Source organism: Actinocrinis puniceicyclus, from assembly GCF_018283645.1.
Taxonomy (GTDB): Bacteria; Actinomycetota; Actinomycetes; order Streptomycetales; family Catenulisporaceae; genus Actinocrinis; species Actinocrinis puniceicyclus.
The window spans coordinates 46237-66258 of record NZ_JAGSXH010000007.1 but is presented as its reverse complement, the minus strand read 5'-3'; the positions used below and the strand labels follow the sequence as shown (position 1 = coordinate 66258).

Annotated in this window: 19 protein-coding genes; 9 read left to right on the top strand and 10 right to left on the bottom strand. The window is 66.7% G+C overall.

The features are described 5' to 3' along the window. The first annotated feature begins 53 nt into the window (after positions 1-53). The 4 genes from murJ to KGA66_RS03650 all read left to right on the top strand — a co-directional run bounded on the left by murJ (position 54) and on the right by KGA66_RS03650 (position 5321). Positions 54-2018, top strand: coding sequence for a murein biosynthesis integral membrane protein MurJ (murJ, locus tag KGA66_RS03665; RefSeq protein ID WP_211464463.1), 1965 nt, complete (start codon positions 54-56; stop codon positions 2016-2018). 152 nt (positions 2019-2170) lie between these two features. After that, complete coding sequence (locus KGA66_RS03660; RefSeq protein ID WP_211464461.1) at positions 2171-3769, top strand: protein kinase family protein; 1599 nt, start codon at positions 2171-2173, stop codon at positions 3767-3769. 149 nt (positions 3770-3918) lie between these two features. Then, positions 3919-4533 carry an RNA polymerase sigma factor SigM gene (sigM, locus tag KGA66_RS03655; protein WP_312886727.1) on the top strand — a complete coding sequence of 205 codons (615 nt, stop codon included), beginning with the start codon at positions 3919-3921 and terminating at the stop codon, positions 4531-4533. A gap of 62 nt (positions 4534-4595) precedes the next feature. Then, positions 4596-5321, top strand: coding sequence for an RsmA family anti-sigma factor (locus tag KGA66_RS03650; RefSeq protein ID WP_211464457.1), 726 nt, complete (start codon positions 4596-4598; stop codon positions 5319-5321). Between the two features lie 64 nt (positions 5322-5385). Here the strand turns inward: KGA66_RS03650 and trxA are convergent, their stop codons facing one another. The 10 genes from trxA to rpmH all read right to left on the bottom strand — a co-directional run bounded on the left by trxA (position 5386) and on the right by rpmH (position 12855). Further along, entirely contained in the window at positions 5386-5715 is a 330-nt protein-coding gene (gene trxA, locus KGA66_RS03645; RefSeq protein WP_211464455.1) for a thioredoxin, read from the bottom strand. Positions 5716-5805: 90 nt separating this feature from the next. Next, positions 5806-6780: a thioredoxin-disulfide reductase gene (gene trxB, locus KGA66_RS03640; RefSeq protein WP_211464453.1), complete on the bottom strand. Its 975-nt coding sequence runs from the start codon at positions 6778-6780 to the stop codon at positions 5806-5808. A 248-nt stretch (positions 6781-7028) separates the two neighbouring features. Continuing rightward, the gene (locus KGA66_RS03635) at positions 7029-8093 is read right to left on the bottom strand and encodes a ParB/RepB/Spo0J family partition protein (protein WP_211464452.1); all 1065 of its coding nucleotides are present in this window, start codon (positions 8091-8093) and stop codon (positions 7029-7031) included. Then, a complete protein-coding gene (locus tag KGA66_RS03630) occupies positions 8090-9118 on the bottom strand; it encodes a ParA family protein (RefSeq protein WP_211464450.1) in 1029 nt (342 codons plus the stop codon). Before KGA66_RS03630 ends, KGA66_RS03635 begins: the two co-directional genes overlap by 4 nt. Before the next feature lie 396 nt (positions 9119-9514). Then, complete coding sequence (gene rsmG, locus KGA66_RS03625; RefSeq protein ID WP_211464448.1) at positions 9515-10222, bottom strand: 16S rRNA (guanine(527)-N(7))-methyltransferase RsmG; 708 nt, start codon at positions 10220-10222, stop codon at positions 9515-9517. A 130-nt stretch (positions 10223-10352) separates the two neighbouring features. Continuing rightward, a complete protein-coding gene (locus KGA66_RS03620) occupies positions 10353-10868 on the bottom strand; it encodes a Jag family protein (protein WP_312886721.1) in 516 nt (171 codons plus the stop codon). A 67-nt stretch (positions 10869-10935) separates the two neighbouring features. Further along, a complete protein-coding gene (gene yidC / locus KGA66_RS03615) occupies positions 10936-12027 on the bottom strand; it encodes a membrane protein insertase YidC (protein ID WP_312886720.1) in 1092 nt (363 codons plus the stop codon). A 39-nt stretch (positions 12028-12066) separates the two neighbouring features. Further along, positions 12067-12339, bottom strand: coding sequence for a membrane protein insertion efficiency factor YidD (yidD, locus tag KGA66_RS03610; protein WP_211464446.1), 273 nt, complete (start codon positions 12337-12339; stop codon positions 12067-12069). After that, complete coding sequence (rnpA, locus tag KGA66_RS03605; protein WP_312886719.1) at positions 12336-12710, bottom strand: ribonuclease P protein component; 375 nt, start codon at positions 12708-12710, stop codon at positions 12336-12338. Before rnpA ends, yidD begins: the two co-directional genes overlap by 4 nt. 7 nt (positions 12711-12717) lie before the next feature. After that, complete coding sequence (gene rpmH / locus KGA66_RS03600; RefSeq protein WP_211464442.1) at positions 12718-12855, bottom strand: 50S ribosomal protein L34; 138 nt, start codon at positions 12853-12855, stop codon at positions 12718-12720. A 555-nt stretch (positions 12856-13410) separates the two neighbouring features. Between rpmH and dnaA the strand changes: the two genes are divergently transcribed. From dnaA to KGA66_RS31960, 5 genes are all read left to right on the top strand, one after another. Next, positions 13411-14973 (top strand): chromosomal replication initiator protein DnaA, encoded by a 1563-nt coding sequence (dnaA, locus tag KGA66_RS03595; RefSeq protein WP_312886718.1) that lies wholly within the window; start codon positions 13411-13413, stop codon positions 14971-14973. Between the two features lie 945 nt (positions 14974-15918). Beyond that, entirely contained in the window at positions 15919-17055 is a 1137-nt protein-coding gene (gene dnaN / locus KGA66_RS03590) for a DNA polymerase III subunit beta (protein WP_211464439.1), read from the top strand. Between the two features lie 33 nt (positions 17056-17088). Next, a complete protein-coding gene (gene gnd, locus KGA66_RS03585) occupies positions 17089-18120 on the top strand; it encodes a phosphogluconate dehydrogenase (NAD(+)-dependent, decarboxylating) (protein ID WP_312886717.1) in 1032 nt (343 codons plus the stop codon). A gap of 50 nt (positions 18121-18170) precedes the next feature. Further along, positions 18171-19388 (top strand): DNA replication/repair protein RecF, encoded by a 1218-nt coding sequence (gene recF / locus KGA66_RS03580; RefSeq protein WP_211464437.1) that lies wholly within the window; start codon positions 18171-18173, stop codon positions 19386-19388. Further along, positions 19385-19924, top strand: a complete 540-nt coding sequence (locus tag KGA66_RS31960; RefSeq protein WP_211464435.1) for a DciA family protein — start codon at positions 19385-19387, stop codon at positions 19922-19924. The genes recF and KGA66_RS31960 overlap by 4 nt, the downstream gene beginning before the upstream one ends. Positions 19925-20022: the final 98 nt, after the last annotated feature.

Sequence of the window (20022 nt, the reverse complement as noted above, 5' to 3'; positions counted from 1 at the left end):
TGATTGAACGCGGGGCGGCCCGCGCGCGATGAAGGGTACCGAGGACCAGAGCCATGGCACGCTGGGCAGAAGATGATCGACCGCGCGCCGTCGCCCGGACTGAGCCCCCACCGCAGGATCTGTGGTACCCGGCGATACCCGAGAACGAAGCACCAGAGGATCGGGCTGCGCGCCGAGACGCCTATGCCGAAGCCGTCGATGCGACCCGCTTCAACCTGCCGGTCTTCGGCACATCGTTCCTCGACCCGGCAGCGCTACAACAGCTGATCCCGCCGCGGCGCGGCAATGTCCAGGGTCCGGCGACGCGTCCGGACGAGCTCGGCCCCTTCGAGCCGTGGACCCCGGCGGCGCCTGTCGCCGCCGGCACCGCCGAGGCGGCCCGCGAGCGCCAAGCCGCGCCGGCCACCAGCGTCTCGCGGGCAAGCCGGATCATGGCGCTGGGCACGATCGTGTCCCGCGTCACCGGAATGATCCGCCAGCTGCTGTTGGTCGCGGCACTGGGCACCGCGGCGCTCGGCACGGGCTACAACATCGCCAACAACGTGCCGAACACGATCTATCTCCTGGTGATCGGCGGCGCGGTGAACTCGATCTTCGTACCGCAGCTGGTGCGCGCCATGAAGGACGACCCAGACGGCGGCCGCGCGTTCATGGACCGGTTGCTCACCTTGACCATGGTCATCATGGCCGCGCTAACGCTCGCCTGCGTGATGTTCGCGCCTCAGATCGTTTCCCTCTTCAGTCCTAACGCGACGGACGCGAACCGCGCGGTAACCATCATCTTCGCGCGCTACATGCTGCCGCAGATCTTCTTCTACGGCATGTTCGTGATGTTCGGTCAGATCCTCAACGCCAAGGACAAGTTCGGCCCGATGATGTGGACGCCGGTGCTGGCGAACATCGTCCAGATCGCCACGTTCGGCGCCTACCTGTGGATCGCCGGGTACGTGCAGAGCACCGCCAACATCACTGCGAACGAGCTCGCGTTGCTCGGCTTGGGCTCCACTATAAGCATCGCGCTGCAGACCGTGGCGCTGATCCCTTACCTGCGCCAGGCCGGCATCGGCTTCCGGCCTCGGTTCGACTGGCGCGGCGTCGGGCTCGGCCAATCGATGAACCTGGCCAAGTGGACCATGGGCATGGTGCTGGTCGGACAGATCAGCACCACCGTGATCACCCGGCTCAGCAGTTCGATGGACACCAGCGGTCCGCATCAGACCGAAGGCGTCGGGTACACCGCCTACTCGAACGCCCTGACCATCTGGATCATGCCGCAAGCCATCATCACCGTCTCGATCATCACCGCGCTGTTGCCCCGGATGAGTCGCTCGGCGCAGGCAGCGGACCGCGGTGCGGTACGCGACTCGATCTCCTACGGCTTGCGCGTCAGCGCCGTCGCGATCGTGCCCTGTGCATTCCTGTTCCTGGCTTTCGGGCAGCAGATCGCCGCCCTGCTGTTCGAGCACGGCGCGACCAACGCGACCATGGCGCGCAACCTCGGTTACATGCTGATGGCGTTCGGGCTCGGGCTCATCCCCTTCTCCGCGCAATACCTGATGATGCGTGGGTTCTACGCCTACGAGGACACCAAGACACCCTTCATCGTCACCGCGTGGATCTCGTTCTTCAACGGTGGTCTGGCATACATCTCCTACGCGCTGCTGCACACAACCAAATGGGCGGTCGCCGGAATGTGCGTCGGCTATGTGATCGCCTACACGATCGGCATGGTGATGACCGCATCCCGGCTGAGCCGCAAATTGCGCGGGCTCGACACCGCGCGGATCGTGCGCACGCACGCGAAACTCGCCGCGTCCTCGGCGCTGGGCGCCGCGATCGGCGGGCCGATCGGCTTCGAGGTCACCCAGATGCTCCACGGTGGGCTGGTCGGCGCGAGCGCGGGTGTGGTGGTCGGCGGCGGTCTTTTTGGCGCGCTGTTCCTGGCTGCGGCGCGCAAGATGCGCATCGAAGAAGTCGACATGTTGCTCGGCACCATGCGTTCGCGGTTCGGCCGCTGAACCGAGACTCGTCCACCGAGCGTCGTTTCACCCGTGCGGCGCGTACACCGCGCTTCGGTTCGACGGTTGAGGACCGGGCACTAGCATGAGAGCGAGCGCGCTTCTCGCGCGCGGGAGCCCCACGACGCCAACGATGTACAAGAGGGAGGGCCGTGGCTTCCCTGGCCGAAAAGCCCGCCGGAGACAGCGAGAACTTCGACCGCGCCCGCTTCGATCAACGGGTTCGTGTCGGGGCCAGGCTGGCTGGCCGGTATCGGCTGGAACGCGAACTGCGCAGCTACTCCGGCGGTCCGCAGCCCGTTCCCCAGGGCTGGGTCGGCTTCGACGAACTGCTCAACCGCGAGGTCGGCATCGACCTGATCGACTCCAGGCATCCTCGGGCGCAAGCGGTGGAGGCGGCGGCAAGGAGCGCGGCGACGGTTCCCGATGTGCGCTTCGTGCAGGTTCTCGACGTAGCGGACGAGGAGGGTCTCGTCTATGTCGTGACTGAGTGGGTCTCAGACGCGTCCTCCCTGACACAGCGTCTCTCGCGCGGTCCGCTGTCCGTTGCGCTCGCCAGCCGGATCGCCCGGGAACTGGCGGTCGCCATCGCCGAAGCCCACGGCTGCGACCTGCGGCACGGTGCACTGGATCCGGACAAGGTAATACTGACCAGCACCAACCAGGTCAAGATCCGTGGCCTGTGTCTGGAGGCCGCGATGTCCGGGGCGCAGGCAGCGACCGCGCCGACCGAGGACGTCCGAGCGATCGGGGCGATCTGGTACGCCACCCTCACCGGGCGCTGGCCGGGCGAGCATCCGGCCTTCGGCCTGCCCGCCGCGCCACGCTCGCACGGCAAGCCGTTCACCCCTGCGCAGGTGCGCGCCGCGATCCCGAAAGCGGTGGACCAACTCGTCGAGCAGGCGTTGGAGGCTGCGGACGCCGAGGTGCCGGCCATCGACAGCGTGAAGGCGCTGACATCCGGCATCGCCGCGCTGCCGAAGCTGCGTGACGAGTCCGAGATCACTGATGTCATCGCACGCCCGGCCTTGCGACGTCCTCCGGCATATCCGGTAGCGACTCCGACCGCGGTGCAACAACTCGGGTCGCCCGGCGGTCGCGTCGGCCGCACGCCGCGCGGCGTCCTCGCGGCGATCCTCGGCATCGTGGTTGTCGTCGGTGCGGTCGCGGCCTTTCAACTCGGCGGCAGCAGCCAAGGGTCGGGCGCCCAGACCTCCCCGTCGAGCAGTCCGCAGACCAGTTCGGCCTCGTCCGCCCCGGTCACCGTCCGGCAGTTGTCCATCGCGAACGCGTCGATATGGGACTCGGACAAGGGCAAAGACGACATCGAGCGGCTGCAGCAGTCTTACAACGGCTCATCCGAAGGCTGGGTCACTACCACCTATATCGACGGCCCTGACATAACGTCTTACCGGAAGGGCACCGGCATCATCTTCGACCTCGGCTCGGCGCAGAAGGTGGGCAAGGTGACGTTCAGCGTGGGCGTACCCGGGGCCACGGTCGAGGTGTGGACCGCGGATGCCACCCTCGACTCGCTTCCTCCGGTGCAGAACTCGACCCCTCCCGGGTTCACCAAGCAGGTGACCAAGGCGGGCGTAGGAGGCAACGCAGAGGTGGACATCGCGTTCTCGGCAACCGTGACCACGCGATATGTCATGGTCTGGTTCACCGCGCTGCCGCATCAGGATCGCAGCCAGTACAACATCGCGGGCTATCGGGACAGCCTCGCGAACGTCAAGATCTACTCGTAGACGCCGCCTCGGCGGCACGGACGCCTCGGCAGGCCGGCTGCCGCCCGGAGGGGCGGCACGTTCCGGGGGAGGAGCGAATGCGATCACGGCGCGGCGACGATCAGCGTGCGCTCGACGACGACGCCGATCGCGCGCTGATCGCCCGGCACATCGGCGGCGACCGCGAGGCGTTCAGCGAGCTGTTCAATCGTCACCGTGACCGCCTCTGGGCGGTCGCGTTGCGCACCACGGGCGATCCCGAAGAAGCTGCCGACGCCCTGCAGGATGCCGCGGTCTCCGCGTTTCGCGCAGTCGCCGCTTTCCGCTCCGAAGCCGCGGTCGGCACGTGGCTCTACCGGATCGTGGTGAACGCGAGTCTGGATCGGGTGCGGCGGAAAGCAGCACGCCCGACCGTTCGTTACCCCGATGAACAGTCGGCCGCGTGGCAGCGCGCGGTGCGCGATCCGTCAGACATGGTGGCGAATCGCGAACTCCGCATCGTGTTGGAGGAGGCACTCTCCTCGCTGCCGCCGGATCAGAGGGCGGCGATCGTCGCAGTCGACGTCGAGGGATTGTCGGTGGAAGAGGCGTCACAGGCACTCGACATCCCGGCCGGAACGGTCAAGAGCCGCTGCGCGCGCGGCCGGGCGAAGTTGGCGCTGCTCCTGGCGGAGCTGCGGAACCAGCCGGCGGCCGCGCCCGTCCAAGAACAGACTCCCGGCCGGGGCGGCGCCGGCGCGGGCGTCGGGGACAGCCCGGAACCGATGGAACGAGGTGTGCGGTGACAACGGCACACGAGCCCCCTGGGAAGCCCGGCGTCCACTTGTCGGCCGATGAGTTGTCAGCAGTGGCGGAAGGCTCCCAGCCGACCGCTGAGAGCTCGTCAGAACACCTCCGGGACTGCCCGACCTGTCAAAGCGACCTGGACACGCTCAGCCAGTTGCTGACCGTCCTGGCAACGCTGGAGCGGCCGCAACTGCCGCACGAGGTCGCGCTGCGGATCGACGCCGCGCTCGCCCGCGAGGCGGCTGAGCGGGCGCCCACCACGCCGGCCGAAGAGGACGCGTCCTCTTCCCGCTCCGTCCGGGCTCGCGGCCGGGTCCGGTTCTCCCGCGGTCTCGGCTGGGCAATGGCCGCACTGGCCACGACCGCCGGAGGCGTGGTACTGGCGGCGAATCTCACCTCCTCGGGCAGTTCGGCCGGCAGGGCGTCCGCTGGCAGCGCCGCCCCGCGGCCGTACCAGAAGCTCGACAACAATGGCGCTCGTCGTGCCGAGGGGACTGCGGGTTCACCCGAGGTGCTCGCCCCTTCCACGCCGCTCGCTGTCTGGGTGAAGCAGGCTCTTGCCGGAATGACTCCGCGCGCGCGCATCAACTCGCCGTGCATTTCAGACCCGACGTTCGGCAGCGGTCAACCGCTGGCAGTAGTGAACGGTGACTATTCCGCAGTTCCCGCGGTGCTTGTCGTGTATGCCCTTGTTGGTGATCCCTCGACGGTGCGCGCCGTGGTGTACGCACAGCCGTGCACGCCGCAGAACTACCAGGTGCTGGCCCAGGGCCTGGTGGTGAAGTAGTCGAATTGCTCGGCAGCCCGACGGGTGCAGCGGTGCGCGAAGCAGAGCCGAACAGCGGCGGCGCTCAGGCGGAGATGAAGTCCTGCAGGTCGTTGAGCAGGGCCCGCTTGGGCTTGGCCCCCACGATCGTCTTGGCGACCTCGCCCTTGACGTAGACGTTGAGCATCGGGATGTTCAGCACCCCGTATTTCGCCGCGATCTGCGGGTTCTCATCGATGTTCACCTTGACGATCTCTAGCGAGTCGCTGTGTTCGACGGCGATCTGGTCCAGGATGGGCGCGATCATCCGGCAGGGGGCGCACCACGGCGCCCAGAAGTCCACCAGCACCGGCTTGGAGTTGTCGAGCACGTCCTGCTGGAAGGACGCGTCCGTTACATGCTTGAGGTCTGACATTCTTGTTGTCTCCCAGTGTCCATTCCGAACTGATGCCACCGCGGCCGCGTGGCCGTACACCGCACGGTTCTGCTGTCGTGCTGCCACGGATCAGACTGCGGGCGCGCCGTCCTTGAGTGCAGCGAGGTAACGCTCGGCGTCGAGCGCGGCTGAGCAGCCGGTACCTGCCGCGGTGATCGCCTGTCGGTACACGTGGTCCACCACGTCGCCGCAGGCGAAGACCCCGGGCAGGTTGGTGAGCGTGCTCGGCGACTCCACCTTGATGTAGCCCTCGGCGTCGATATCGAGCTGGCCGCGGAACAGGTCACTACGGGGCTCGTGTCCGATGGCGATGAACAAACCGGTCGCGTCGAGCGTGCGCTCCTCGCCGGTCACGGTGTCCCGCAGTCGCACGCCGCTGACACGGTCCTCACCCTCGATCCCCACCACCTCGCTGTTCCAGGCGAACGAGATCTTCGGGTTGCTGAAAGCACGATTCTGCATGATCTTGCTTGCCCGCAGTTGGTCGCGGCGGTGCACGACGGTCACCGAGCGGGCGAAGCGAGTGAGGAAGGTGGCCTCCTCGATCGCCGTGTCACCGCCGCCGACCACGACGATGTCGTGCTCGCGGAAGAAGAACCCGTCACAGGTGGCGCACCAGGAGACACCGTGGCCGGACAACCGCTTCTCGTCGGGTAACCCCAGTTCGCGATAGCCCGAACCGGTGGCGATGATGACGGTGTGGGCCAGATGCGCCTCTCCCGCGCCGTCGACGACGCGCTTTACCTCGCCGACCAACTCCACCTCGGTGACGTCGTCCGCCACCAGCTCCGCACCGAACCGCTCGGCCTGCTTGCGCAGGTTGTCCATGAGGTCCGGCCCCATGACACCGTCGGGAAAGCCCGGGAAATTCTCCACCTCGGTGGTGTTCATCAACGCACCACCCGCGGTCACGGCACCCTCGAAGACCAGCGGCTTGAGACCAGCTCGGGCGGTATAGATGGCCGCGGTGTACCCGGCCGGGCCCGAACCGATGATGATGACCTCGCGGGTCTGGCTGGCGCGCTCTTCCTGGTTCTGCGGCACGGCTCGCTGACCTTCCCTCTTCGTGTGGCTGCATGGAGACGAACAGATATGGGGTGGCGACTATTCCGGATACGTCGCCGATCGTGCAGGCTCGGACGACAGCTTTTCAGTAAGCAGATGGTCCTCCCTGTTCCACGTGAAACAGGAGGGACCATCGGCAGTGTTATCGCACCGGGCTCGCGTGTAGAGGTCGCCCCCCGCGCGCGCATCATGCCCGAGTCAGCGCGCTAGTTTCCCGCGCCGGAACACTAGTCGCCGGCCCGACCGCGTACACGCTCCCCCGGCACCAGGGTCGAGACAATGCGCTCAAGGTCTTCAAGAGAGGCGAACTCGACCACGATCTTGCCTCGACGCGCGCCCAGATCCACCCGGACCCGCGTCTCCAATCGATCCGACAGACGACCGGCCAAGTCCGTCAGCTCAGGGGAGACCCGGCTTCCCGCGCGAACCCTGCGCGGGGCCCGAGCGCGGTCGCTCTCCGGATCGCCCACCGCCACGATCTCCTCGACCGTGCGCACCGAGAGCCCCTCGGCGATGATTCGCTCTGCCAGTCGCTGCTGTTCCTCCGTCGTGTCCAGTCCGAGCAACGCGCGTGCGTGCCCGGCGCTGAGCAAGCCGCTCGCCACGCGCAACTGCACCTTGGGCGGCAGCTTCAACAAGCGCAACGTGTTCGACACCTGCGGGCGGGAACGGCCGATCCGGTCAGCCAGTTCCTCATGCGTGCAGGAGAAGTCCTTGAGGAGCTGGTCGTAGGCCGCGGCTTCTTCGAGGGGATTCAACTGCGAGCGGTGCAGGTTCTCCAGCAGCGCGTCGAGGAGCATCCGCTCGTCATCGGTCTCCCGCACGATCGCGGGGATACGGTCAAGGCCGGCGCGCTGGGCGGCACGCCAACGGCGCTCGCCCATGATGAGCTCGTATTTGCCGTTCCCACGCGGCCCCTCTGGACGGACCACGATCGGCTGGAGCAGCCCCACCTCGCGGATCGAGTGGACCAGTTCCTCCATCGCGGTCTCGTCGAAGTGATCGCGCGGCTGCTTCGCGTTCGGCACGATCGCGTCGATCGGCAACTCGGCGAAATGCGCGCCGGGTACCTCGTCGGCCACGATCGACGCGGCCACGAAAACCGGCTCCGCGGGCTCCGGCTCCTGATCCGCGTCCGGACGGTAGATCTCACCGAGCGGCAGGCGCCGTTGCGGCACGGACGGCGCTGCCGCCGGTGCGGTCAGCGCCGGGGCGCCATCGGATCCCTCCGCTGGCATGGTCGGGATCAGCGCCCCGAGTCCACGGCCGAGTCCCCGTCGCCGGTCGTTCATCGCTTCACCTCAGCGTCGATCCCAACATGAGTGCTGCCCTCATCCAACTGCACGGGGATGCGGGAAACCTTCTCCCGCGCCGCCCAACGCTCCGCGATTTCCCGGGCGGCCTCGCGGTAGGCCAGCGCCCCGGTCGATGCCGGGTCGTAGGTCATCACCGTCTGCATGTAACTCGGAGCCTCGGAAATGCGTACCGAACGCGGCACCGAGGTACGCAGCACCTGGTCAGGGAAGTGGGTGCGCACCTCGTCGGCAACCTGAGATGCAAGCCGGGTGCGCGCGTCGTACATCGTGAGCAGAATCGTTGAGACGTGCAGGTTGGGGTTCAAGTGCGCACGCACCAATTCGATATTGCGCAGCAGTTGCCCAAGTCCTTCGAGCGCGTAGTACTCACACTGGATCGGGATCAGTACCTCGTCCCCGGCCACCATCGCGTTGACTGTCAGCAGACCGAGTGAGGGCGGACAGTCGATCAGGATGTAATCCATCGAACTGTGGTAGACGGACAGCGCCCGCTGCAGTCGGCTCTCCCGAGCCACCATGGAGACCAGTTCGATCTCGGCTCCGGCCAGATCGATGGTGGCGGGCGCGCAGAAGAGACCCTCGATGTCGCTGACCGGCTGGACGATCTCATCCATCGAGTACCGCTCGATCAGAACGTCGTAGATCGAGGGGATCTCTGAGTGGTGGTCCACATTCAGCGCGGTGGAGGCGTTGCCTTGTGGATCGAGGTCCACCACCAGCACCTTGGACCCACCCTGTGCCAGGCCGGCCGCGATGTTGACGGTGGTAGTGGTCTTTCCCACTCCGCCCTTCTGATTCGCCACCACGAACGTGCGGGTACGGCTCGGCTTCGGCAACTCCGCGCTGCTACGGGAGAGCGCAGCCAGCGCCGCCTCCGCCTCACGGGCGATCGGTGTGTCCTCGGCTCGGCCGCGGCCGCCGTGCAGCAGATCTGTGTCCAGTTCGGGACGCACCACGTGGATGTCAGGCGCTCCCGCGGCGGGCGGCTCGTCGTAGGGCATCGGCCAACTCTCTTCCTCCGTCGCCGAGACGACGGCTCGTTCGGCGTCCTGGGCCCGCGGGTCGAGCTGCCAGGACCAGCTGAAGCCGTCAGGCGGCGTCGGCAGGTCCCGCGACTCGTCGAGCCGCCATCCTCGCGCAAGCGGCTCCCCGGCCGGTTCCGCGTGACCTGTCCCAGAGGCCGAATCGCCGTGACCGGGATCGTCCTCTGCAAAAGCACTGTACTGACCGTGCGCGACCATCATGTCCCCTCGCCGCCTCGGTCGGAGAAACTACTGAGTCAGTCGCGGCGCGTCTCCCCGGGAACTCACTCGTTGGGGTTACGTTTCACGTGAAACCCGCGCTGCTCAAGCAGAGCGGTCGACGTAAGACGTGCGCGCAGAGAGGCGGTGTCACATTTAACCATGCACGCCGCGACGAAAGCGTTGTCCCTCGCGCGTTCGCCTGGCGCCAGTCGGCTTGAAACCCCCAGGGCCCAGGTCGATGCGGATGACACGGGTCGCGGCGTTACCAAGGGTTTCGCCGACATCGACTACTCTCCAGGACTTGGCGCCGAGTGCGGCCAACGTGGGTTCAACCGCGGCGAGTTCATCCGCGGCCGCTTCTCCCTTCAAGGCAAGCATTCGGCCACCTGGACGCAGGAGTGGAAGACACCATCCGACTAAACGCTCCGTCGGTGCCACCGCGCGGGCAGTGACCACATCCGCACCCATCCGGCGAGCCCAGTCCTCGGCACGCGCCCGCAGCACTTCCGCGTTGTCCAGCTCCAAAACGTCGAGGCACTCTTCGAGGAAGGCGGTGCGCCGCAGCAGCGGCTCCAGCAAAGTCACCCGGAGATCCGGGCGAATGGCGGCGAGCACCACGCCGGGAAGTCCGCCGCCGGAGCCGACATCGACCACATGCGCGCCATGCGGAATCAACTCGACCACCGCTGCGCAGTTCATCAGATGCCGTTCCCAGAGGCGGTCGACCTCACGAGGCCCGATCAGCCCTCGTTCCACGCCCGGTCCAGCCAACAGCTCTCCGTAACTCCGGATCACCGGCAGCGCCGAACCGAAAAGGTCGACGGCCGCTCCCGGTGCGGCGGGAAGCTTCGCTTCGAGCATCAGATCTTCCTCGGTTTCACGTGGAACACATAGCGCCGGCGGACGCGGTAACGCATTCATCATCCCAAGAAACGGGCCGGCTCCGTCTCCATGGAGACGGAGCCGGCCCGACCGGTTCCAACGGCATGCTTCACACTGGCAGAACCACGACCCGACGGTTTGGCTCCTCGCCTTCGGATTCGCTGCGCAGGCCGGCGGCCGCGACGGCGTCGTGCACCATCTTGCGTTCGAACGGGCTCATCGGTGCCAGCTTCACCGGCTCCCCGGTCTCCTTGACCTTGCGAGCCGTCTCGACTCCAAGCCGTTCCAGGGCGGCTCGCCGGGCGGCACGGTGCCCGCCGACGTCGAGCATGAGCCGAGTGCGCTCGCCGGTCTCCCGGGTCACCGCCAATCGGGTCAACTCCTGCAGCGCCTCAAGCACCTCACCGTTCGGTCCGACCAGTTGGTCGAGCTCCGCGCCGACGATGGAGACCGAGGCGCGGTCGCCCTCGACATCCATGTCGATGTCCCCGTCGAGATCAGCGATGTCGAGCAGCCCCTCGAGATAGTCGGCTGCGATCTCGCCTTCCTCTTCTAGCCGGGTCAGCTCGTCCTCATTCTGCTCAGCGGACACCGCCTGCTCCGCCTCGACGGCCGATTCCGTCACCGTGCACTCCCTACGTCTCTCCTGGCCCCGCGTCGCCGGGCGGCACCTCGGGGGTCTTCCCGAAAAGCTATTTCTTCCGCCCGCTACGCGTGGTGCGAACCGGCTGACGACGCTGCGTCCTGGCTCGAGTGTCCTCTATCTGGTGCGTGTCCATCGCCTTGTCGGCGCCCGCAACCTTCGCCGCGGTCCCGTTGACCGCCTTGCCGTCCCTGACGCTCTTGCCCGTGGAGTTCGCGCTCTGAGCCGTGGGGACCGCGTCGGTCGGCTGATCCCCCTTGGTAGCCTGTCGCGCAGCTTTGGCCGCTTTCCGGGCCAGGTGTGCCTCGTGCGCCTTCGAACCCGGCTGCGGCGCGTTACGCAGCATGTAGAACTGCTGGCCCATGGTCCAGAAGTTAGTCGTCAGCAGGTAGATCAACACACCGACCGGGGCAACGAAACAGAAGAGCGCCATGAGCGGCGGCATGACGTACATCATCATCTTCTGCTGCTGGACCATCGGGTTGTCCGGCACGCTGTTCTTAAGGATCATCTGCCGCTGGGTGATGAACTGGGTGACCACGTAGACCGCCGTCATCGCGATGATCACGACCTGTACGGTCAGCCTGGTCGAACCCACCGCGACGAGTTGGGCCGCCGGAGTGTTGAAGTGCGCCGAGATCGGCGCCCCGAAAATATGCGCCTTGTTGGCGCTGGCCACCAGCACCGCGGTCATCGCACCGATCGAGCGGCCATTGGCCACCAGGTACAACATGCGGTAGAGCGACATGAAGAACGGCGACTGCACCACGAGGGGAAGGCAGCTGGCGAACGGGTTGGTCCCGTGCTCCTTGTAGAGCGCCATCATCTCGCGCTGCTGACGCTGCCGGATCTCGTTCTTCTTGGCCGGGTCGAACTTGGCCCGGTCCAGTTCCTTCTTGTACTTGTCCTGGAGCTTCTTGACCTCAGGCTGGATCCGCTGCATCGCGAGCATGGACTTCATCTGCTTGACGAACAGCGGGATGAGGGCCGCCCTGATCATGAGGGTCAGAAAGACGATCGACAGACCCCACGCCCAACCGCTGTCCGGCAGGAACACCAGGCTGAACAGCTTGTGGAATCCGGCGATGATCCAACTGACGCCCCAGATCAACGGATCCAGCAACGAATACAGAGACGACACGGTCAGGCTCCTCGGCTCGACTCAAGACCCACGAAAACCTCACACGGAACGGCGCGCCGAAGCAGCGTCCCCATCCACATCCACTATCCGCCACGCTCCGTGCGGAGGCACCGGGTCCACGCCTCCGGCACTCCACGGATTGCACCGCAGGATCCGCCACGCCGTTAGGATCGTGCCCTTGACCGATCCGTGCACCGAGATCGCCTCGTACCCATAGTGCGAACAGCTCGGGTAGTAGCGGCATACCGGACCCAGCATGCGCGAGATCGTCAGCTGGTAAAGGCGGATCAATCCCATCAGCACGTATTTCATCCGCTTCCCCCGAGTCTGCGCAGCGCCGAGTCGAGGTCTCGAGCGAGTTCGTCGCCCGCGGCCGCAGCAGCCGGGGGAAGCGCCCGAACAACCAGGACCGAGCCGCCCGGCAACCGATCGAGCCTGGCTGCCACCAGGTGGCGCAACCTGCGCTTGACCCGGTTGCGGGTTACCGCGGGCCCGACGGCCTTGCTTACGACGAAGCCCGCACGGGCAGGACCCGTGCGGGCTACGGCAACGCGCGGCTCGGGGGTGTCCAGGTCGGCCGACCACAGGTGTGCGACGAGGGTCGACCGGCCCGCCCGGCGCCCGCCACGCATCGCGAGGGCGAAGTCTTCGCCCCGCTTCACGCGGCGGTTTGCGGGCAGCACCTGGGAACTAGGCAGAAAGGTTGCGTCGGCCCTTGGCCCGGCGCGACGAGAGGATGGCCCGGCCGGCGCGCGTACGCATGCGCAGCCGGAAGCCGTGGGTCTTGGCACGACGCCGGTTGTTCGGCTGGAAGGTGCGCTTGGTCACTGGGGCTCCAGACAGGTGCTGACAACGGTCCTCAACGCCTCGATGCCCAGTGGCCGTCGTGTGGAGCGCTTGCTGCTCCGGTTGGCCCGCAATGTCCTGCAGAAAGCATCCATTGCCCAGGCATGACACAACACCGGTCGGCATCTCGACCTGCTTACGGTACGCGGACGATCGGCGATGGGTCAAACCGCTCAATCCGATCACCCACGGGCACCGAGCGAAGCTGCCTGTGAGCGCAGGACAGGCACGTCACCGGACGACACACATCAGGCGCGCGACCTTAAGCACAGCCTGTGGACAACAAGTTGAACAGGGCGCGCGGGATGGCTACCGTCATGCGAGTCACTAATGCCGGTCGAGTCGCCCGAGACCAGGTTCCCACCATGTCTGATCTGCACATATCGTCGCCGCTTCAGACACGGGCCAGGCGGCGCGACATCCCCGGAAGAGACACCGGCGACCCTGCCAAGCCAGACACCGAGTTTTCCACAGGACTTGTGGAAAACTTGTGGACGGGCGCGACCCCTGCCCAAACCCGACCCGTGAGTGGTAGCCGTGCCTGACGACAATTCCCGTTCCGCTGCGGCGGACGGCATCCCCCTGGACTTCACGTCGGTGTGGGCCACGTTCTTGGCGAACGTCGACGCGGCTGACTCGGTGAGCCCGGGGGACCGAGCCTTCCTTCGGGTGATCGTACCGATGGCGCTCGTCGGCGACACCGCACTGCTGAGCGTCGGAGACGAGTTCTCCAAAGGAGTGCTCGAGACCAAGCTGCGCGATCTGATCACCTCCGGGCTCGGGCGGATCCTCGGCCAGGAGATGCGCATTGCGGTGACCGTCGCGGCCGCCAAGCCGGCGCCGGCTCAGCAGGCTGCTCGGCTGCCGTTCGCGCCCGCGCCGGAGGAACGCTCACACCTGGATCCCGAGGGCGCGGCACAGCCCGGCGCCGGCCAACCGCCGATTCCGACGCCGACGCGCAGCCCCGAGTTCACCGAGGCCCGCGACGGGTCCTCGGCGGACGACGCGCACCCGCCGCGGCAAGGGCTCGCACCGCACGGCAAGCAGACGGGTTCAAGGGAGGGCGAGAACGCCCGGCTCAACCCGAAGTATCTGTTCGAGACCTTCGTCATCGGTTCCAGTAACCGCTTCGCCCACGCCGCCGCGGTCGCAGTCGCCGAGGCTCCGGCGAAGGCGTACAACCCGTTGTTCATCTACGGTGACTCCGGTCTCGGCAAGACCCACTTGCTGCACGCGATCGGCCACTACACGCGATCGCTCTATCCAGGGACGAAGGTGCGGTACGTCAGCACCGAGGAGTTCACCAACGACTTCATCAACGCGATCCGCGACGGCAAACAGGACCTTCTGCGCCGGCGCTACCGCGACGTCGACATCCTGATGATCGACGACATCCAGTTCCTGGAGAACAAGGAAGGCACGCAGGAGGAGTTCTTCCACACCTTCAACGCGCTGCATAACTCGAACAAGCAGATCGTCATCTCAAGCGACCGGCCGCCCAAGCAGCTGACGACGCTGGAGGACCGGCTGCGCTCGCGCTTCGAGTGGGGCCTGATCACCGACGTGCAGCCGCCCGAACTTGAGACGCGCATCGCGATCCTTCGCAAGAAGGCCGCGCAGGAGGGGTTGAACGCACCGCCGGAGGTGCTGGAGTTCATCGCCAGCAAGATCTCCACCAACATCCGCGAACTGGAGGGGGCGCTGATCCGAGTCACCGCCTTCGCCTCGCTCAACCGCGCGCCGGTGGACTTCCCGCTCGCCGAGGCCGTGCTGAGAGACCTGATTCCGGACAGCGCGGGATCCGAGATCACCACCGCGACGATCATGGCGCAGACCGCCGCGTACTTCGGACTCTCCATGGAGGACCTGTGCGGCACTTCGCGCAGCCGGGTCCTGGTGACGGCGCGCCAGATCGCCATGTACCTGTGTCGGGAACTGACCGACCTGTCGCTGCCCAAGATCGGGCAGCAGTTCGGCGGCCGCGACCACACCACGGTCATGCACGCCGACCGCAAGATCCGTCTGCTCATGGCCGAGCGTCGGTCGATCTACAACCAGGTCACCGAACTGACGAACCGCATCAAGTCGATGCGTGGCTGAGCGATCCCCTAACTAACGTAGTTACGTATCCACAGGGTGTGGAAAAGATGGCATGTTATCCACACGCCCTTGTGGATATCTAGGGCGTCGGTTCAATGCCCTATCTCACGCCGCATACGCGGTAACAAGACCGCGCACAACGATTGTCCACAGGCGCTCGGTCGGTTCTTTTCGTCCGGATCCGGGCGTGTCACCTCCGGCTGGCCTGAATGAGTCGACTAATGTACCCATCGACGCAGTGATGCGTGCATAGTCGAGAAAGCCGACAAAACAGACACAATCGAGTCTGGCGCTTCGGGTTTCCCACATCCTGTGGATACCTGGGGATAACTTCTGTGCATAAACGGTGCAGGTCTGGGCGTCGTAACTCGTCCGAGTGAACAGGTTATCCCCAAGCCTGGTGATCAACTTGGGGACAGCCTGTGCAAAACCGGGGCGCGGCTGTGGAAACTGTGGGGACAACTTTTCGCCATCCACAGGCCGCCGCCAATTATCCCCAGGTTCTCCACAAGCCCTGTGGACGAAAATTCGCGGACTGAGCTGCACTAAGAGCGCTTTTCCACATATCCACAGCGCCTACTACTACGACTACAGATATATAGAACCGAAACCCGAACTTCAGCAGCTTCCCGCCTGATCTGTGGAAAACCTCGACCGGTCGTCCGAGGTCCAACCTCCTGCGGTCCCGGTAAGGTGGCGCTTGCAGCGGCGGGGGAGCCCTCATCCGCCGTTCTTCCATCCACCGCCTGTGGAAAAACCCTCCACCGCTCGGCAACCACCCGGGCAGGGCAACTTTTGTCGGGGGAAGGCGGCATGATGGTGTCCGCCGTGGATGCGCGGTCGGCCGGTCCCCGCGCCTTGGCCCCCACTGCTCGCCACGGCCCCGTACACAGCTCTCACACAGCCGCCAGATCAGCGGCGCCCACTGCCAGGAGGCGGATACCGGTGAAGTTCCGAGTGGAACGCGACGTACTTGCCGACGCGGTCGCCTGGACCGCCCGCTCGCTGCCGGCCAGGCCGCCCGCCCCCGTGCTCGCCGGCCTGTTGCTGCGCGCCGAGAGCGGCCAGTTGACAGTCTCCGGCTTCGACTACGAGGTCTCTGCCCGGTCGGAGGTGTCCACCGAGATCGAGCAGGAGGGCACCGCACTGGTTTCCGGCAAGCTGCTCGCCGAGATCACCCGATCGCTGCCGAATCGGCCGGTGGAAATCACCACCGAGGGTTCGAAGGTGACCCTCGTGTGCGGCACCTCGCGCTTCACCCTGCAGACCATGCCCGTGGACGATTACCCCGCGCTGCCGCAGATGCCCGGGGCCAGCGGCGCGATCGCCGGTAACACGTTCGCCAACGCCGTGTCCCAGGTCGCGGTCGCCGCCGGGAAGGACGACACACTGCCGTTCCTGACCGGAGTCCGCATCGAGATCAACGGCGACACGCTGCGCTTGGCGGCGACCGACCGTTACCGCCTGGCGGTGCGCGAGATCCTTTGGAAGCCGGAGCGCGCCGACGCGGAAGCGGTCGCCTTGGTCCCCGCCAAGACCCTCTACGACATCGCCAAGTCCCTCACCTCCGGCGAGTGGGTGACCATCGCCCTGTCCGGCGAGGACGGCGCGGTGGGCGAGGGACTCATCGGCTTCGAGGCGGGCGGTCGGCGCACCACCACCCGGCTGCTCGAAGGCGAGTTCATCAAGTACAACGCGCTGTTCCCCTCCGAGTACACCGGAGCGGCCGTCATCGAGACCGCCCCGCTGATCGAGGCGGTCAAGCGGGTAGCGCTGGTCGCCGAGCGCAACACGCCGATCCGGCTGAACTTCTCCGCGGGTCAGGTGACGCTGGAGGCCGGCTCAGGGGACGAGGCACAGGCTTCGGAGACGATGGACGCGGTCTTCGACGAGGAAGACATCTCCGTTGCCTTCAATCCGGGCTACCTGCTTGAAGGTCTCGGGGCGATCGACGCACCCTTTGCGCAGTTGTCATACACGACGTCGACCAAGCCGGCCGTTCTGACCGGGCGCCCTGCCGTGGACGCCGATCACGACCCCGCGTACCGCTACCTGATCATGCCCATCCGGCTCTCCGGCTGAGAAAGACCGGGCGCGGCGCGAGCATCCTGTGCGGTGTGCGGCAAGCACACGCCGGCGATACGGTCGATCCGGAAATCACAACGCAGCCAAGACGAAGTCGATCGGACCGCGCGGCAGTCCACGGCATACGGACAGCAGAGGGAAGGCGTCATGGAACTCGGACTCATCGGGCTGGGCAAGATGGGCGGGAACATGCGGGAGCGCATCCGCCACGCGGGGCACACGGTGGTCGGTTATGACCGCAGCCCCGAACTGTCGGACGTCGGCTCGCTCAAGGATCTGGTGAGCGCACTTTCCGCCCCGCGCGCGGTGTGGGTGATGGTCCCGGCCGGCGCCGCCACCCAATCCACCATCGAAGAACTCGGCGAACTGCTGTCCGAAGGCGACGTCGTGGTGGACGGTGGCAATTCACGCTGGACGGACGACAAGAAGCACGCCGAACACCTTGCCTCCAAAGGCATCGGCTTCGTGGACGCCGGAGTCTCCGGCGGTGTGTGGGGGCTGCAGAACGGCTACGCGCTGATGGTCGGCGGTGACGACGCCGACGTGACGAAGGTTCAGCCGATCTTCGACGCGCTCAAGCCGGAGGGCGAGTTCGGGTTCGTGCACGCCGGAGCGGTCGGCGCAGGACACTTCTCCAAGATGGTGCACAACGGCATCGAGTACGCGATCATGCAGGCTTATGCCGAGGGGTGGGAACTGCTCGAGGCGGTGCCCGAGGTCACCGACGTGCGCGAGGTGTTCCGCTCCTGGAAGGAAGGCACCGTCATCCGCTCCTGGCTCCTGGACCTGGCGGTCGCCGCACTCGACCAGGATGAGCATCTGGAGAAGCTGCGCGGTTACGCGCAGGATTCCGGCGAGGGCCGCTGGACGGTCGAGGCGGCCATCGACCACGCCGTACCGCTTCCCGCGATCACCGCAGCGTTGTTCGCGCGATTCTCCTCCCGCCAGGAGGACTCGCCCTCGATGAAGATGGTCGCCGCGCTGCGCAACCAGTTCGGCGGGCACGCCGTCACCGGAGCTGACGGCAAGTCCGCCGCGGAGCACCACACGCCGGGAGCCTGACCGACGGCTCGAGCGTGATCGGAACGCCATCCCCCAGGAACGTGTAGGCAGTGCGTCTCAGCCATCTGTCTTTAGTGGACTTCCGGTCCTATGCCGGCCTCGAACTCGCGCTCGAGGCCGGCGTCGGTGTGCTCGTCGGGCCGAACGGCCAGGGCAAGACGAATGTGATCGAGGCCATCGGGTACCTGGCCAACCAAGGCAGCCACCGGGTCGCCCAAGACGCCCCCTTGGTGCGGGCCGGTGCCGAGCGCGCAGTGGTGCGCGGCGCGGTTCGTCACGAGGACCGCACCGCCATGATCGAGCTTGAGATCAACCCGGGACGGTCAAACCGCGCTCGGCTCAACCGCGCGCCGGTGAACAGGCCGAGGGACGTTCTGGGTTATCTGCGTACAGTGCTGTTCGCCCCGGAGGATCTGGCCTTGGTCAAGGGCGACCCTGCGGAGCGCCGGCGCTTCCTCGACGAACTGCTCGTGGCTCGCGCGCCGCGCTATGCGGGAGTGCGCGCGGACTACGAGCGCGCGCTCAAACAACGCAATGCACTGCTGAAATCCGCGTCAATGATGCGTCGCGCGGCACGTGGGGGCCAGGTTCCGGACCTGAGCACCCTCGATGTCTGGGATGCGCATCTGGCTAAGGCCGGCGCGCACCTGCTCGCCGCGCGACTCGAGTTGCTGCGTGCGCTCAGTCCGCTGGCGGACAAGGCGTACGGGACCATCGCGGGCCACCCGGGCGCGATGCTCGAGTACCGGCCGTCCTGTCCGCTTGACCCGCACGTACGCGACGGCGGCGACACTGTGGGGGTGGCCCCGGCTCCGGATCCGATGGGGCGCGGCCGCCGCCGTGAGGTCGACGAACTCGAAGCCGCCCTCGCCGTCGCGCTGAGCCGCTCACGGGCCGAGGAAGTGGAGCGCGGCGTCACGCTGGTCGGACCGCATCGTGACGACGTGCTGTTCGCTATCGACCACGGCGGCGGGGCGTTGCCTGCGAAGACCTACGCCAGTCACGGTGAGTCCTGGTCGTTCGCTCTCGCGGTCAAGCTCGCCTCCTACGACCTGCTGCGCTCTGACGGCATCGAGCCCGTACTGCTCCTCGACGACGTCTTCGCGGAACTGGACACCGCTCGCCGCACTCATCTGGCAGCGGTCGCCGCGTCCGCCGAACAGGTTCTCATCACCGCGGCCGTCGACGCGGACGTACCGCCCGAACTCGACGGCGTCCGGTACCGGGTCGCCAAGGGCTCGGTAACGCGTGGGGACACGGTCACGTGACCGAGCCGGACAACACCTCAGCACTGCGCGGCGCAGATCTCGCGCGGGCGGCACTGACGGCCGCGCGCAAGCGGGCCCGGGAGATAGAGGAGGGCAGGGCGTTACGCCGTGGCTCGGCCGCGGCCGGCCGGCGATCCGGCGCGCGTCCCGATGAACGGGACCCGCAGCCCCTCGAAGCGACTTTGACCCGGCTGCTCGCCGAGGCCGGATGGGAAACGCCGGCCGCGGTCGGCGGAATCATCCACGGCTGGGCGGATATCGTAGGTCCACGCATTGCCGCGCACTGCGAGCCCGTCTCGTATGAGGAGGGCGTGCTTACAGTGCAGACCGACTCCTCGGCGTGGGCCACCGAACTGCGAAACCTCTCGGTTTCGCTGCTCGCCCGCCTGAATGCGGCGGTGCCGCGCCGTGTCACGCCGGGGGGTCCGCCACGCCCGGCTATAGAGCGGATCGCCGTGCTCGGACCGAATCCTCCCAGTTGGCGGCGCGGTCGATGGTCGGCGAACGGCGGCGCCCGAACCTGTCGTGCCCCTTGAACGTGTACCGCTGATTGAACGTTCACCGGTGAGTGCTGCGACTCAATAGCAGGCGTCACCACGTATTGCTCCGGCACTCGATACGTACGTGCGCCGAA